The 13,294-nt window shown below is 69.6% G+C and carries 18 protein-coding genes; all 18 read right to left on the bottom strand.

Features of this window, described 5'->3' with window-relative positions:
- Positions 1-90 precede the first annotated feature (90 nt).
- On the bottom strand, positions 91-672 hold the full coding sequence (locus tag AB0C25_RS27795) for a hypothetical protein (protein ID WP_357310207.1): 582 nt from the start codon (positions 670-672) through the stop codon (positions 91-93).
- A gap of 268 nt (positions 673-940) precedes the next feature.
- On the bottom strand, positions 941-1,339 hold the full coding sequence (locus tag AB0C25_RS27790; RefSeq protein ID WP_357310205.1) for a hypothetical protein: 399 nt from the start codon (positions 1,337-1,339) through the stop codon (positions 941-943).
- On the bottom strand, positions 1,326-1,991 hold the full coding sequence (locus tag AB0C25_RS27785; RefSeq protein WP_357310203.1) for a hypothetical protein: 666 nt from the start codon (positions 1,989-1,991) through the stop codon (positions 1,326-1,328). The genes AB0C25_RS27790 and AB0C25_RS27785 overlap by 14 nt, the downstream gene beginning before the upstream one ends.
- On the bottom strand, positions 1,991-2,350 hold the full coding sequence (locus AB0C25_RS27780) for a histone-like nucleoid-structuring protein Lsr2 (RefSeq protein WP_357310200.1): 360 nt from the start codon (positions 2,348-2,350) through the stop codon (positions 1,991-1,993). The genes AB0C25_RS27785 and AB0C25_RS27780 overlap by 1 nt, the downstream gene beginning before the upstream one ends.
- Positions 2,350-3,552 (bottom strand): DUF4314 domain-containing protein, encoded by a 1,203-nt coding sequence (locus tag AB0C25_RS27775; RefSeq protein WP_357310198.1) that lies wholly within the window; start codon positions 3,550-3,552, stop codon positions 2,350-2,352. Before AB0C25_RS27775 ends, AB0C25_RS27780 begins: the two co-directional genes overlap by 1 nt.
- 124 nt (positions 3,553-3,676) lie before the next feature.
- Entirely contained in the window at positions 3,677-3,805 is a 129-nt protein-coding gene (locus tag AB0C25_RS27770; RefSeq protein WP_357310196.1) for a hypothetical protein, read from the bottom strand.
- 188 nt (positions 3,806-3,993) lie between these two features.
- Complete coding sequence (locus AB0C25_RS27765; protein WP_357310194.1) at positions 3,994-4,347, bottom strand: hypothetical protein; 354 nt, start codon at positions 4,345-4,347, stop codon at positions 3,994-3,996.
- A 194-nt stretch (positions 4,348-4,541) separates the two neighbouring features.
- On the bottom strand, positions 4,542-5,096 hold the full coding sequence (locus AB0C25_RS27760) for a hypothetical protein (protein ID WP_357310192.1): 555 nt from the start codon (positions 5,094-5,096) through the stop codon (positions 4,542-4,544).
- 324 nt (positions 5,097-5,420) lie between these two features.
- Entirely contained in the window at positions 5,421-5,771 is a 351-nt protein-coding gene (locus tag AB0C25_RS27755; protein WP_357310190.1) for an Lsr2 family protein, read from the bottom strand.
- Positions 5,772-5,868: 97 nt separating this feature from the next.
- Positions 5,869-6,528 carry a hypothetical protein gene (locus tag AB0C25_RS27750; protein WP_357310188.1) on the bottom strand — a complete coding sequence of 220 codons (660 nt, stop codon included), beginning with the start codon at positions 6,526-6,528 and terminating at the stop codon, positions 5,869-5,871.
- 101 nt (positions 6,529-6,629) lie between these two features.
- Complete coding sequence (locus tag AB0C25_RS27745) at positions 6,630-7,130, bottom strand: hypothetical protein (protein WP_357310186.1); 501 nt, start codon at positions 7,128-7,130, stop codon at positions 6,630-6,632.
- A gap of 59 nt (positions 7,131-7,189) precedes the next feature.
- Entirely contained in the window at positions 7,190-7,858 is a 669-nt protein-coding gene (locus AB0C25_RS27740; RefSeq protein WP_357310184.1) for a hypothetical protein, read from the bottom strand.
- Positions 7,859-7,937: 79 nt separating this feature from the next.
- Positions 7,938-8,735, bottom strand: coding sequence for a hypothetical protein (locus AB0C25_RS27735; protein ID WP_357310181.1), 798 nt, complete (start codon positions 8,733-8,735; stop codon positions 7,938-7,940).
- A 435-nt stretch (positions 8,736-9,170) separates the two neighbouring features.
- On the bottom strand, positions 9,171-10,169 hold the full coding sequence (locus AB0C25_RS27730) for a hypothetical protein (protein ID WP_357377101.1): 999 nt from the start codon (positions 10,167-10,169) through the stop codon (positions 9,171-9,173).
- 32 nt (positions 10,170-10,201) lie between these two features.
- Positions 10,202-10,714: a hypothetical protein gene (locus AB0C25_RS27725; protein ID WP_357310177.1), complete on the bottom strand. Its 513-nt coding sequence runs from the start codon at positions 10,712-10,714 to the stop codon at positions 10,202-10,204.
- Positions 10,715-11,015: 301 nt separating this feature from the next.
- A complete protein-coding gene (locus AB0C25_RS27720; RefSeq protein WP_357377100.1) occupies positions 11,016-11,612 on the bottom strand; it encodes a hypothetical protein in 597 nt (198 codons plus the stop codon).
- A gap of 83 nt (positions 11,613-11,695) precedes the next feature.
- Entirely contained in the window at positions 11,696-12,352 is a 657-nt protein-coding gene (locus tag AB0C25_RS27715; protein WP_357310172.1) for a GGDEF domain-containing protein, read from the bottom strand.
- 98 nt (positions 12,353-12,450) lie between these two features.
- The gene (locus AB0C25_RS27710) at positions 12,451-13,266 is read right to left on the bottom strand and encodes a MarR family transcriptional regulator (protein WP_357310170.1); all 816 of its coding nucleotides are present in this window, start codon (positions 13,264-13,266) and stop codon (positions 12,451-12,453) included.
- Positions 13,267-13,294: the final 28 nt, after the last annotated feature.

The following is a 13,294-nucleotide window of genomic DNA, read 5'->3' as shown; positions in this document are numbered from 1 at the left end:
ATCTAGCTGAGACCGGGGCAGTCAGCCGGTTCTAGGCATTCGAAGAACCGGTCGTCTGCTGGTCAGAAGGGTTAGCGAGGTGGCGTGGTGTCACAGGGTGCGGGCGAGATCCACCAGCCGACCCAGGCCGACCGCGATGCGGCTGCCTGCTGTCCGTGAGGATGGTTGCGGCGACCGGTCGGCGGCGGCGCTCTGCGCTCCGCGGACCCGTTTGACCTGGCAGAGCTGCCGGTCAAGGTCGACGGCGGCGACGATGCGCGTCTCGACCCGCGCCGACGGTGGCGCCTTGGCGAGGTCGCCATGGCGGTAGCCCGGCCTGATTGGGGCGGCCCACGCTTCGAAGACCAGGGCGAAGCCGATACAGCGTCGACCGTCGCGGTGCAGCCACGAGCGCACCGAGTCCTCCGCGGGCGGGCTGTCGGCGATGTCGGCCAGGCTGTGCAGGACCACGGCAGGCGGCAGACTGGCATCTCCTCGGGCGAGGGCCAGGTTGTGCCAGACACTCGGATCGAACAGCCCAGCATCGATGGTCACGGTGTGCGCCGGGCCGGCGAACGGCCAGTCGAACAGGCCGATCAGCGTCGGAGGGAGATCCCAACCGTGGCGCTCATGCAGCGTCTCGACGTCGAGGAGCGCGCGAGTCAACGCGTCTCGGGTACGGGGGTGGAGCATGCATCCTCCTTCAGGAATACGTGATGTCGTGAGTTGGGTCTGGGCGCCGCAGGACCGCCGGCTGTGGCCGCGTGTCTGGCCGGTAGGCCCGCACCAGAGCGCGGGGCTGCAGGGGATGGGCCCGCGCACCCGTCTCCAGGTGCGCGGGCGGAGACAATCCGCGCAGCGGAGACAGGAACAGCTGAAACGACGTCAGCAGTCAGACGGGCGGGCTTGCGCCGCGAACGGCTGACGTGGCGAACGCTGCCGACCGCAACCGGTCGGCTGGTCAGGCTTCGGGATGTCCGACCACCCGGTCGCAGCGCCGAGGATCTACCGGCATCCAGGGCAACCCCCAGCCAATCCGGTAGCGCCCGCCGGTAGGTTGCGCGAGGTGAACGCCGCCGCCGAGGGACAGCGGTCGGGCGACGGTGAGCACGTCGCCGTCGAAGTCGACGGTGCGCCAGTCACCGCCGACGGTCTCGGCCATCTCGGCAAAGGTGTGCGCGAGCGCCCGGGCGACGTCGGCGTCGATGCTGAGCTCGCAGACGCCGTTCCACCAGCCGATGAGTGTCGCGGCGTAGCCCTCCTGGTAGCGGTGCGACTGACGGCTCGTCTGGTAGCGCAACCACGGCCCGGAGAACACGGCGGCGCTGCCGCGCGCCGGTTGGTAGTCAGGAGTGGGCATCGACGACCGCCACCGACCAATCCGCCGCGCGGAACGCACCCGGTACCCGCTGCAGGCGGCCAGGATGCCGCGCGGGCAAGGGCCAGCCGGCCACGGCGGGTCGGCGCACGGCGGGCAACACCGTCGGATCGGGGTTCCGACGCCCGCTCAGCAGATCCCGGAAGACCGTCCGCAGACGCGGCGGCACGTCACCGCCGTCGGTGCCGGAGAGGTTGGCCTGGTCGGTGCCGAGCCACACGACGCCGGCCAGGTCGACCCAGGCCACCGGGGTTCGGCCCGGCGGGAACCGCCAGCCGGGATGCAGCAGCCTCGGCAGCGCCACGATGTCACCGGGATACGGTGCCCATTCGGTGTAGCTCCAGGGCACCACGGTGCCGGGCCGACGGCCGGCCTGCGCGGCGTCGGCGCAGGCGAGGCACGTTGCCCCGTCGATCTGGGTGGTGCCACGGCAGGCGTCGCAGGTGTGCCAGTTGTTCGCATCGGCGGCGGGGTCGTAGCTGGGGTCCCACGCTCCGGTGACCTGCCCACCGAGCCGGTAGCCATCGATGCGGTGCTCGCGGCTCACGAGCCGCATCGGCTTGACCAGATGCGCGTCGATGGCGGCGACGCTCACACCGGCGCGTACCAGCACGGCGAAGAGGTGGTGTGCCATCAGCGCGTCCCCTGACCGCTCGTGCGGGCCGCGGCCGTGCGGTAGGCGTCGTAGACCTCCGCTCGGATCGGGCCGTGCCGGCGGCGCGGAGGAAGGTGCAGCGGTTGTTCGTGGGTGGCCCAGAAGGCGCGGACCTCGGCCGGGAGGCCGGTGGGAACGCTGGGGCCGCGTCGCTGACCGGCGGGTCGCTTGGGTAGCCGGCGGGCCGCCGCGAGGTACGTGTCCCTTAGCCGCTGCAGGTTGTGCGGGGCAAGGTCGATCTCGTACTCAACGCCATCGAAGGCGAAGCGGTAGGTACGGACGTCCTCCGTGCTGTGGTCCAGGTCCTCGGTGACCACCACAATGGTTTTGATTGACATCAGGCTGCTTTCTGTCCGGGGACACAACGAAGCCCCGACACCGGTAGAGGCGGCGGGGCGGTACTGAGGGTGTTCGGCGCGCCGTCGTTCGTGGGCGGGTCAGGGATGACGCCGACGATGCGGTCGCAGTCGTAGGGATGCACGGGCAGCCAGGTCCACGACCAGCCCATCACCACGTACCGGCCGGCGGCGTCCGGGCTGACTCTCTCGATCGCGTCCGGGTCGTCCTCAAGGCGGGTGGCGTCAGCGACGATGGTGTCGCCATCGAAGAACAGCCGCGCCATGGATTGGTCCACGACACGGTCCAGGTCCGCCTCGGGGATGCCTTCCTGCGCCAGGGACTGGCGCAAGCTGTCACGGGCGGTCTGCTGGTCAGCGACGATTGCCTCCGCGACGTCGCGGGTGCAGGTGAACACGGCCCACCCGTTCCACAGGTCGACCAGGGTGCCGACGAACCCGACCGGGATGCGCATCTGCCCGCCGGCGTTGGGCTGCCAGGCCCAGTCGCCGGCGAAAACACCTGGCCCGCCCAGGCGTACACGGTCGGGGTGGAGATGGGTGAGGTCGCGGTCGTCGCCGTCGGGGTGCAGAATCATGCGGCACTGGCGTTCGGCCTCGGCGTGCGCGGCGTCGTCGAAGCCGTCGCACCACGCCCAGCGCGCCTGGTCGCGCTGCTGCGCGCTCAGGTCCTGCCAGGCTGGCGCGCCGGGCGGGGCGTGCTCGGCGTACCGCCCGGGGTCCTCGGCGAGGTGGTACCGGTCGGCTGTCGGGAGCCCGTCGAGGATCAGCGGGACGATGTCCTCGATGCCGGACAAGACCCGTCGCGCGATGTCGGTGACGTCGCCGCGTGCCTGGCCGCCCAGGGTGTGTTGCGCCCACCAGCCGGTCGCGTCGCGACCGGCAGCCGCCCCTGCGGCACGCAACGCCTCACGCACCTGCGGCCCGAGCTTGGCGGAGGGTGGGGCGGGAAGCCGACGAACGCGGTCGGACTCGCTCAGCAGAAGCGACAGGTGGGAGCCGCTGTCCCAGGCGACGTCGAGAACTTGGCCTTGTGGGTCGTAGCGGCGAACGGTGCCCTCGTCACCGGGGCGTAGCCGGGTGTTGGGGTCGCTGGTGTGTTCCAACCTCACCCGGTCGCCGCGGCGGTAATGACCCGCTGCGGGCTGGCCTTCTGGCTGGCTGTTGCTGGTAGGGCTTGTCATCGCAGGTGTCCTTTTCGATAATGTGTCGTGCGTGCGGCCATCGGCGTTGGCGGTCCTGGTTGGGTGTCCTCGCCCGCGTGTCCGTGGTGTCGTCCGCGGCGGGACGCCAGGCGTGGTGCGGCGATCAGCTTTCGAGGCGGATCTGGTGCGGCCAGACCGCGGTGGGGATGCCAGGTCGGGGGCCGTGGGTGCAGTAGGCAGCCAGGGTGGGCGGGTTGATCGCGCCGTAGACGGGCCGGTTGTCGGGACGCACGAGCACGCGTTGCCGGGGACCGGGTCGCAGAACGGCGAGAGCGCCTTTGCGTCACCACGTAAGGAGCTGGGGCTGCTGTCCCTGGACAGTGCCTGTCGCCCCGGTAGGAGACGCGGTTGTGCGCCGAAGGTGCTGCGATAGGCCAATCGGCGGGGCGTGGAACGCCCGACTCTTGCGCGGTAATCGCCTTAGGGGGCGAGGCCCTCGATGAACCGGGCGAGGTTCTTCGCCTCTGCGGCAGTAAGGTCAGAGGGCACGACGAGCCGCGCGTCGAACTCGGGGCGCAGCGCGAACCTCACGGTGACGGGGAAACTCCTGGCAGGCCGACGCTGCGTTCTGGCCGGGTGCTTGGTCACGTGCCACCACTCGGAGTCCCCGTTCATCCAACGGTAGAACATGCGAACGCCCTTGCGGGACAGGGAGCGGAGACCATAAATCGTGTTCTGCGCCAGGTCTGGTCGGACCATGGTCAGTCGACCCAGCGCGGCTTCGAAATCGAGCGTGCGAATGTCGAGATCGTCGGGAAGTTCGAGGTAGTCCAACACAAGGATTGTGTGGGATGGCACCTCCGCGGTTCTTCGCGTCGCCTCCGCCCGATTCTCGGACGCGAACGCGAGCCCGGTCATCCTCAGTAGAAATGTTCGTAACGCGGCGACCGAGTAGTCGCAACCGTTCGACATCTACGTCCTCCAACTGGCTGGTGGGATGTTCCGTGTCCGGGTACCCGCAGTAGTGCTCAGGTGGGGCGGATGATGGTGACGGCGAAGTGCGGGTCGGTTGTCTCGGCGGATCGGCAGCCGGTACAGGTGATGATCGTCCGTGGCCCGTCTGGCCCGCGCTCGGTGCCCCATCGTGGTCGGCTGGCGAACTGCAGCTGGTTGGCTCTGCCGCAGGTAGTGCAGGTCCATTTGCCGCCGGTGTCGCCGCTGGTTACGGTGAACTGATCCGTGGCGGTGACGGCCAGGCGGTGGCGGCTGGACAGCAGCCATGCACCCTTGTGGTTGGGGACGTAGACACTGACCCCGGCACGGTCGGGGTGCACCAGTGTCAGCTGGTCGAGGTCGATCTCGGGCACCTCGTCGAGGTGGCCGCGGCAGAGGTCGTGCCGGCCTACCAGGCGCGGGTCGATCATCGCTGCTGCCATCGCTGTGGTGTCGCCGTGGTGGGTCTCGCGCCAGGCGTGGCGAAGGCCGGGCAGCAGGTCGGCGATGTGCTCGCCCCGCTGTTGGTAGACCGCCTGGTAGCGACGGTTGGTCGGGTTGATGACGCCGATGAGTGTTCGTTGACCCATGACGGGTGAATCTCCAATCGGGTGGTGTGGGGATTCCTTGTTTCGGTGGCCCGGGGCGCGTGCCGACGGGTTTGTGTCGGGGAGGGTTCACAGCTGCTTTTGGTGGCGGTGCCTGGTATAGACCGACGCTGTCGGCGTCTGTCGTTGGGTTCGCTTCTAGACCATGTCCCCGCTGGTGGAATACGGCGAAAACCTTGGTCAGAACTGCCGCTGATACAGGCGATCCGAGACGGCTCGCGCTGGTCGTCGGTGACGGGCAATCCGGGTGGTCGGAGGTGACGGTGTGGGCCGCACCGTGGGTCGGTCCGGCCCACACCGGTGTGGCTAGTGGACCGCGTCGTAGGCGTTACGGATCCGCCGTGGGATGCCGCCGTGCGACCGGGGCTCGGGCAGCTTGTGCTCCTCCCAGTTGGCGTACCACCAGTCGCGCAGCCGCTGGGTCCCGACGCGGAAGCTCGGCCCGTCGATGCGAGGTCGCTGGCTGTGGTCCGTCGCCTTCGGTAGCCGTCGTCCAGCCTTGATGAATGGGTCGAGGGCCGTCCGGAGCTTTACCAGGTTCTCCGGGGTCAGTTCGATCTCGTAGGGGGTGCCTTGGAGGGAGAACTGGTACGTGGCAACCCCTTCTGTTTTTCCGTTGAGATCGTCGGTGAGGGTGACGATTGTCTTGATGACCATTAGCGGTGTTCCTTCCTGTGATGCGGGGCGGCGCTGTGCGCCAGTTCGCCGATGGTTCTGGTGTCGTCGCGGCGGGACGCCAGGCGTGGTGGGCCGGTCATCCTTCGAGGCGGATCTGATGTGGCCAGACCGCGGTGGGGATGCCAGGTCGGGGGCCGCGGGTGCAGTAGGCCATCAGGGTGGGCGGGTTGATCGCGCCATAGACGGGCTGGTTGTCGGGACGCACGAGCACCCGTTGCCCGGCGGGGAAGTCCACCGGCGCGGCGGGGTCGTTGCGCCAGTGGATGTCGGCCACGATGCGGCCGAACACCCAGTCGGCGAAGTAGGCCTTCGTGTACTGGGGGTATCTGCCGTAGTCGGAGGCGATGTCGGTGATGCGCTCCCGGGCCTGCTCCAGGCTGAGCCCTTCGAGGAGGTCGTCGGGCACCGGTGGATGCGCGGCGAGGCTGACGACCTCGACGTCGATGCCTGCCATCGTGCGGGTGGTGTCGCCTTCGCTGGTGATGGTGATCTGGCCGGTGTGGTGGTCGACGGCGGTGACCCGCTGTCGGGTGGCGTCGCCTACTGGTTGGACGAGGTCGCCGACGGCGATGGCATTGCCGCGGCCGGTCAGGCGGCTTTCGGCGGCGGGGCGGTCGAGGACCGGGCTGCCCGGGTTGTGGACGTAGGCGTCGAGGTTGACGGGCGGTGCCGGCGGCAGGGGCGGCAGTCGCAGGATGTAGCTGGCGGGTTCGAACGAGCTCGGCTCGGTCGTCATGCGGGTGGTCCTTCCGATTGAGGGGTATACGGGAGCCGGCCGCGGCCCCGGGTTGGGGTCGCGGCCGGCGGTGAGCAAGGTGCTGGGTGGTCGTGCCGGGGTTAGTCCTTGCAGCCCCAGTCGCAGCCGTCGGGGCTGCAGGGTTGGCCGGCGGCCATGCGGGTGAAGGCCGCCCGCCCGTCGGGGTCCTGCGCGCGGCTGTGCAGCGGCCAGCCGAGCCCTTCGGCGAACACGGTGATCTTCGGCGCCCCGTACATCGGGTAGGGAGCGGCGTTCACGGCGGTGACCACGTCCTCGCGGCCGAGCAGCCAGGCCAGTTCGGTGAGCTTGTTCACCGCACGTGACGCGGACCCGCTGCGGTGGTTCAGGACCTTGTGCACGGCGAACCACAGGTACTCGCGGCCGTACGCCTCGGCGCCGGCGTGACCGTCCCACCGATGGCGATTCCACTGCTGGGCGGTGATGCCGGGTTGCAGGAATGGGCGGGCGTGGTCGATGTCGAGGGCGTTGATCAGCAGGCCGCGGTGAAAGCCGAATAGGTCGTCGTTAGCGGCGCACTGGTTGATGCGATGCAGGACCTCGTCCTGCGTCCGCGGGATCATGAGCTTTCCTCCTTCGGTTGTTGATGGGGCTGGTAGGTGTGGCGTTGGGGCGGGCGTACTCAGTGGGTGCTGCTCGGTGGGCCGTCTGTGGCGGGTTGCGGCGGTGGCCAGGGCTTGCGGACGAGGCGGTCACCGAAGATCGGGTTGGTGGCGATCAGGGAGCCGCACCGGTTGCACGAGGTGGTGGTGTCGTAGCCGTAGCCAGCCATGGACGGCACCTCGACGTGCTCGATCTCGTCGACCGCGCCGCACACGCTGCACACCGTCACGTCCGGGCCGCCATCGTCGAGGGCGGGTTCGGTGACGAACAGGTCCTCGCCCGGGTTGAGGTAGTGGGCGCTGTGCCGTAGCCAGCGGCCGTGGACCGTAGCCTCGTACGCGACCAGCCGCCGCTGGTCGAGGTGCAGCAGGTACAGCCATTCCACTGGCCCGTCGACGTCCTCGCGCAGCGAGCCCCGCCACAGGGTGTCGTGGCCGGCGGTCGGGTAACCCACGCCCGGCACCGGCGGATGCTGGTCCCATCGGCGGGGTTTGGGATTGACGGCGAGCTGAACCCAGTCACGGGCCAGCAGTGCGGCGGCCATCGCGTCGGTGTCGCGGTCGAACGTGTCGGTCCAGATCCGGCGCAGCAACGGCACCACGACCTCCGGTGCTTCGCCGAGCTGGATGTGGCGGGCGACGCAGGTGCCGCGCAACGCGGCCACACCGATCAGCGCAGGTGCGCTCACGGGTCTTGGTCCTCCTTCAGATGAGGGTCGTGCGTCGACGGCGGCCTTGAGGCCGCCACGAGGCGAAGGAACTCGGGCGTCAGGCTGCGGTGGCGTTGGTCCAGTGCCACTGGTAAGCACCGATGGCGTAGTGGTCGTCGGCGTCGATGCGGCACAGGTCCTGCTCGATCCAGCTGCTGCCCTCGCCGAGGTCGTCCTCCCATTGCACGCTGACCTGACAAAACGCCAGCTGCAGGACGGGGTGCTGTCCGGGCACGTCGCCGGTGGCCAGCTTGCGCAAGTCCCGGGCCATACGCTCGACCTCGTACTGGGGAAACCGACACAGCGGCCCGCCAGAGAGAGTGGTGTATCCGTCGGCGACCAGTGCCCAGTAGGTGCCGCCGCCGACGGTGGCGCAGGTGACGGTCGCCAGCGTCCAGCTCGCGTCAGGCGGAAGGTGGTCGTGGCGGCTGCGGGAGAGCACGTATCTGTCGTTGTGCAGCTCGCTGGTGCGGTCGGCGTTGACGCCGAGCCAGGGCACGTCGTGCTGGCGGGCGAAGCGAAGCAGGTCGAGCAGCGTGCGGCGTCCGTCGAAGTGCGTGGTGTGCAAGGGCATGAAGCCGTCGCCCTCGTGCGGGCGGGGGTTTCCCGTGGCGCCGGTGGCGGTGTGGGTCCATGTTTCGGCGCGTACTCGGTGCTCGGCGCCGTGGGCGTCGTACCAGGCGGGCGCGCCGTTGGAGCTGAGCCAGTCGCCGTCGGGCTCGCGGGACAAGAGCAGTGCGGGTACGGCCGGCCGGTCGGGGCGCTGCTGTGCAGGGTTGGTGGGTCGCGGGGAGGCGGCGGCGTGTTCGGCCAGCGGGTGGATCTGTGCCACCGGCAACCAGAGTCGACGTGTCATGATCGTTCATCTCCGTGCGCTGTTGGGCCACCCGGCACATGAGGCGCGCCGGGTGGCTGGTAGTGATCGGGGGTCGCGGCAGCATCGGTCGGTGCTGTGCGGTGTCACTGCCGCGGCCACGCGGCATCAATCGCGGTGTCGAGCGCCGTGTCGCTGCAGGGGGTTGCGGGTGAGGACCTGCTCGACCTCAGACCGCTAGGGCTGGCGTGAGTGGGCGTTCTGAGCAGCCATGTAGGGCTTGATGCGTGGGCGCGAGGTATCGGGTTGGAGGAGCGCGGAGGTGCTCTGGTGGAGGCCATCGCTCGGTACTTCGCGATCACGGCCTTCCTCGAACTGCCTGCGGGTTGAGCGGGTAGCCCGCTTGAGGCCAGCGTCCACGGTGCGATCGGGGATGCTCTGGGTTTCTCGGGAAGGCATGAGGAGCGGGTCCGTCATTTACTGGACGCTGATGTGGATGTGGTTGGTGTGCCATCCGGAGGGGTCGTCACCACCCCATGGGTTGTTGTAGGGGTGCCAGCCTTCGGACTCGGTCCAGATCTGGCGAAACCAGATGACGTACTGGATGCCGAGACGGTCGGCGTTGGCGACGGACCATGCGGCCATCGCGTCGCCGCGGGCTTTCTGGGTGCCGGACGCTTCGCCGCCGGAGGTCATCATCCAGTCGCAGGCGCGGCCTTTTGGGTGTTCGCCGTGGTCATCGACGCGGTAGCAGCCTGGCTTTGGGAAGCCGGCAGCGGTGGTTTGTTGGACGAGATGGAGTAGGCGGGGCGTCACGCAGCCGGTGCCGGTGGTCGGATCGGGACGGATGGCGCAGTTCTCCTCCGGCCAGGAGCCATCGGAGTTACGCGGAGCCGGTTCGGCGGTGCCGAGCAGGGAGGAGCAGTCGAGCTCGACGCCATCGCTCGATGTGACCTGCTCCTGCACAAGTGAGGTCGCGTCGTCCTCCCACTTCGCGTAAGCGTCGGGGTAGGCGGAGCGTTGGACTGTTTGGGCGGCCTCGGTGAGCGGCATGGTCTGCCAGCCGGTGATGGTGGCTAGCTTGTCGTAGAACTTGCCGGCGGCGTAGGTGGGGTCGCCGAGTTGGGCCGGCGTTCCCCAGCCTTGGCTGGGGCGTTGCTGGAAGAGGCCGACGGAGTCGCGGTCGCCGCCGGTGAGGTTGCGGAGCCCGGACTCCTGCATGGCGGTGGCGAGCGCGATGATCCAGCCGCGAGCTGGCACCTGCTGTCCGGCGCCGACGGTGATGATCGTGCGGGCGTTAGCGAGTTGTTCGTTGTTCCAGCTCCCAGCTCCGTCAGTTGGCGGGGACGCCGCGAGGGTGGGCAGCACCGGTTGTCCGTCTGGGCCGACAGCGGTGTTGCAGGCGGCTGACGCGCTGCCGCCTCCGCCGAACAGCGCGGCGATGCCGCCTGCGCAGAGCACCAGCACGGCGATCACCCCGGCGGCGACCGCACCGAGTGTGCGGCCACTCACCGTGGTGCCGATGCTGGTGGTTGCGATCCGCACCGCTGCTCAGCTGCCCCGGTGCCATCGGTGCTCAGGCAGGCGACCAGCGGGTAGGCGGCGACGGGGGTTCCGTCGCCGGTGTGCACGACGATGGTGTCGGTGGCGGCATCGATGAGGTAGATCCATTCGACGTCGAGGTGCCCGGCGTGGCAGAGCGGGAAGACCGTGACCGGTTCCGGCGGGTCTACCGTCACGCCGTCGCTGGTGGAGGCCAGGGTGATGCCGACTCCGGGCACCGGTTTCTGGCCGGCGAAGTTGGAGCTGGTGCTGGCGGTGGTGTCCTCGTCGAGCTGTTCCCAGTCGTTGGCGAGGATTGTGGTGATCAGCGCTGCGGTGTCCTGGTGGGCGTGGGTGGCCCAGATCGCGGCCAGGGTGGGCAGCACGTTGGACGGCTGACCGTCGTAGTGCACGATCCGTGCGCGCACGAGGGTTGGGTTGTCGGGGTCGATGGCGCCGATGCAGCAGGTGGTACTCACGGACAGGCTCCTTCGCACGCAGGTGAGGACTGGGTAGCGCTTTCACGTGGGGCACGGTCTGGGGCGGGTGGGGTGCTGGGCTTGGCGCGCCAGCCGTAGACCGGGTCGGTGGTCTCGCTCGACCCGCAGCGCAAGCAGCGGGCGGTGGTGTTCTCGCCGTAGGCGGCCATCGACGCTGGCAGTTCCGTGACGACGACCTCGTCGACGGCGGAGCAGACCCGGCATTTGATGGACCCGCCGTCGGGCCCGCATCGGCTGAAGATCGGCTCGTCTGCACTGGCACCGGCGGGGTCGGCCCGGATCATGCCTTCGCCCCGGCGGACGCGGGTTGGGCGTAGCGGGCGGTGGCGGCCAGCAACGCGACCAGGCCGGGGTAGGTGGCGGGCAGGTCGCGGGGTTCGGGGGTGTCGTCGACGAGCACCAGGGGGTGCTCCTCGCCGGTGAGGTGGGTGAGCTGGTAGAGCCTTCCGTCGGTGTCGACGGCGTCGACGCGGCGGATCTGTCGGGGTTCGCCGTCGAGCGTGTGAACGTCTGCGTAGCAGGCGGCCCAGGCCATAAGGCGCGTGTCCGGGGCGGCGTCGCGGATCCGGGTGATGATCGTGTCGAGGGTGCGGTGGTAAGGCGTGCCCCTTGGGGTGCTGTGCAGGGTGGCCGCGAGGCGGTGCAGGAGGGCGGGTAGTCCGGCCGGGTTGTCGAGCTTGTCGTCGGGGTGCGGCGGGAACTCCAGGCTGCGCATCGCCGGGCCCCGCGGTGTAGGGGCGGTGATCAGCGGCCAGTCGTGGACGAGCAACAGCGTTGGCGGCTGGTTCCATGCGAATCGGGTTGAGTCGGTGGAAGCCTCGATGAGGCAGGTGCAGAGGTTGTGGACAGCGGTGAAGGACAGCACGGGGTCTCCCATCTCCGGGGTGCAAGACGGCAAGGACCCCGCGGCCGGATTGGCTGCGGGGTCCTTGGCGCGTGAGGGTTGGGCGGGGGCGAGGTTCAGTGGCGCTGGCGGTCGCGGCTGCGTACCGTCACGGTGCGGTGGGGCAGGTACTCGCGGACCCGACCGTCGGCGGTCTTTGCCTCGTACATCGCGCTGTCGGCTTGAGTCAGTAACTGCCGTGGGCTGACGTTGGGGTGACGTGGGCTGACATTGGGGTGATGGGTGTGGGTGTAGCCGACCGACGCCGTCACGGGCAGGTCGCCGTTGACCACGAGGATCGTGCCAGCGGCGATCGCTTGCCAGGCGGCGTGGGCCGCGGCGGCGGTGTCCTCGCGAGTACCACGGACGAGCAGCGCGAATTCGTCGCCGGAGAGCCTCGCGGCGATCCCCACGTTCCCGGGGAGGCTGTTCAGGCGGCGGCCGACCTGGTGGAGCAGGTCGTTGCCGACTTCGTGGCCGAGGGTGTCGTTGACGGCTTTGAAGTTGTTGAGGTCCAGCAGTACGACCCCGACCGGTGTGTTGTCGGCCAGGGCGGCGCGCAGCCGGGTGTGGAACAGCCGTCGGTTGGGCAGGCCGGTGATGTCGTCGTGGTTTGCCGCCCAGCGGGCCTTGATGAGGGCCCGCTGCTGTCCCAACAGCACGGGGGCGGCGACGGCGAGGCCGGCGAGGACCCCGCCGGCGCAGGCGAGCATCTGTTGCATGGTTTGCGACACTGGTATGGCTCCTTGTCTGAGAAGGAGCACCAGGGGCGGGCGAGCAGCGGCCAAACTTCACGCCCGCCCCTGGGCTACCTGACGAGTGGGTGCAGCCGCTACTGGGCGGCGGGGGCGAGTTGGAAGGTGGCGGGCTTGTCGACGGTCTGCACGACCTTGCCCGCGGCGACCAACTTGACCGCCGCGTTCACGACCGCGCCCGGGCGGGCCTTGAGCACGCCGGTGCCGGCCTCGGCGGCGTCGATGAGCTTGCACAACTCGCCGGTCTTGTAGGCCCGGTCGGGGTGCGCTTCGAGGATGTCCAGCACCGCCGCGCGCAGAGAGCCCTTCGCCCGGCGGCCGGGTCCGGCCGCCGTGGTCGCCGCATCCGGGGTGGCGACAGCCTCCGCTTCGCCGTCGTCGAGCGTGCCGGCCTGCGGTGGGTCGTCGTCGACCGTCGGTGCGGAGTCGTCGACGCCTACGGTCGGCTCATCAGCGTGAGCGTGCGTTTCGGTAGCGGCGGAGGTGGGAGGTTCGCCGTCGGCAGCGCTGTCGGGCGGCGTGGTGGGCTGTTCGCCGGACTGCGCGTTGTCGCTGGTTGCGCCGGGATCATCGTCAACGGCGTCGCCAATGCTGGGAGAGTCGACGGGCGGCGATTCGGGGCCGGCGGAGGTGACCGTTGGCGAGGCGGTTCGGCCGGCGCCGACGGTGGCGTGGCCGGAGTCGGTCAGCCGCCACACGGCGCGCTTGTCCTCGCCTTGAACGCGTTCGGTCTGTCCGGTCCCCTCCCAGACGCGCAGCTTGGCCGTGGCGGTGGAGTAGCCGAGGTCGGCGTGCTCGGCCACGGCGGCGGCGGTGGCGTCGCCGAGATCAGCGAGGGCGGCGAGCACCTTGAACAGGGCGTGCGGTGGCACGGTTTCCGGTTGGTCGGTCATGGGCGTCTCCTTGTCGGGTGAGGTCAGC

Source organism: Micromonospora sp. NPDC048839 (genome assembly GCF_040649915.1).
Lineage (GTDB): Bacteria > Actinomycetota > Actinomycetes > Mycobacteriales > Micromonosporaceae > Micromonospora.
This window is presented reverse-complemented; position numbering and strand designations above follow the sequence as displayed.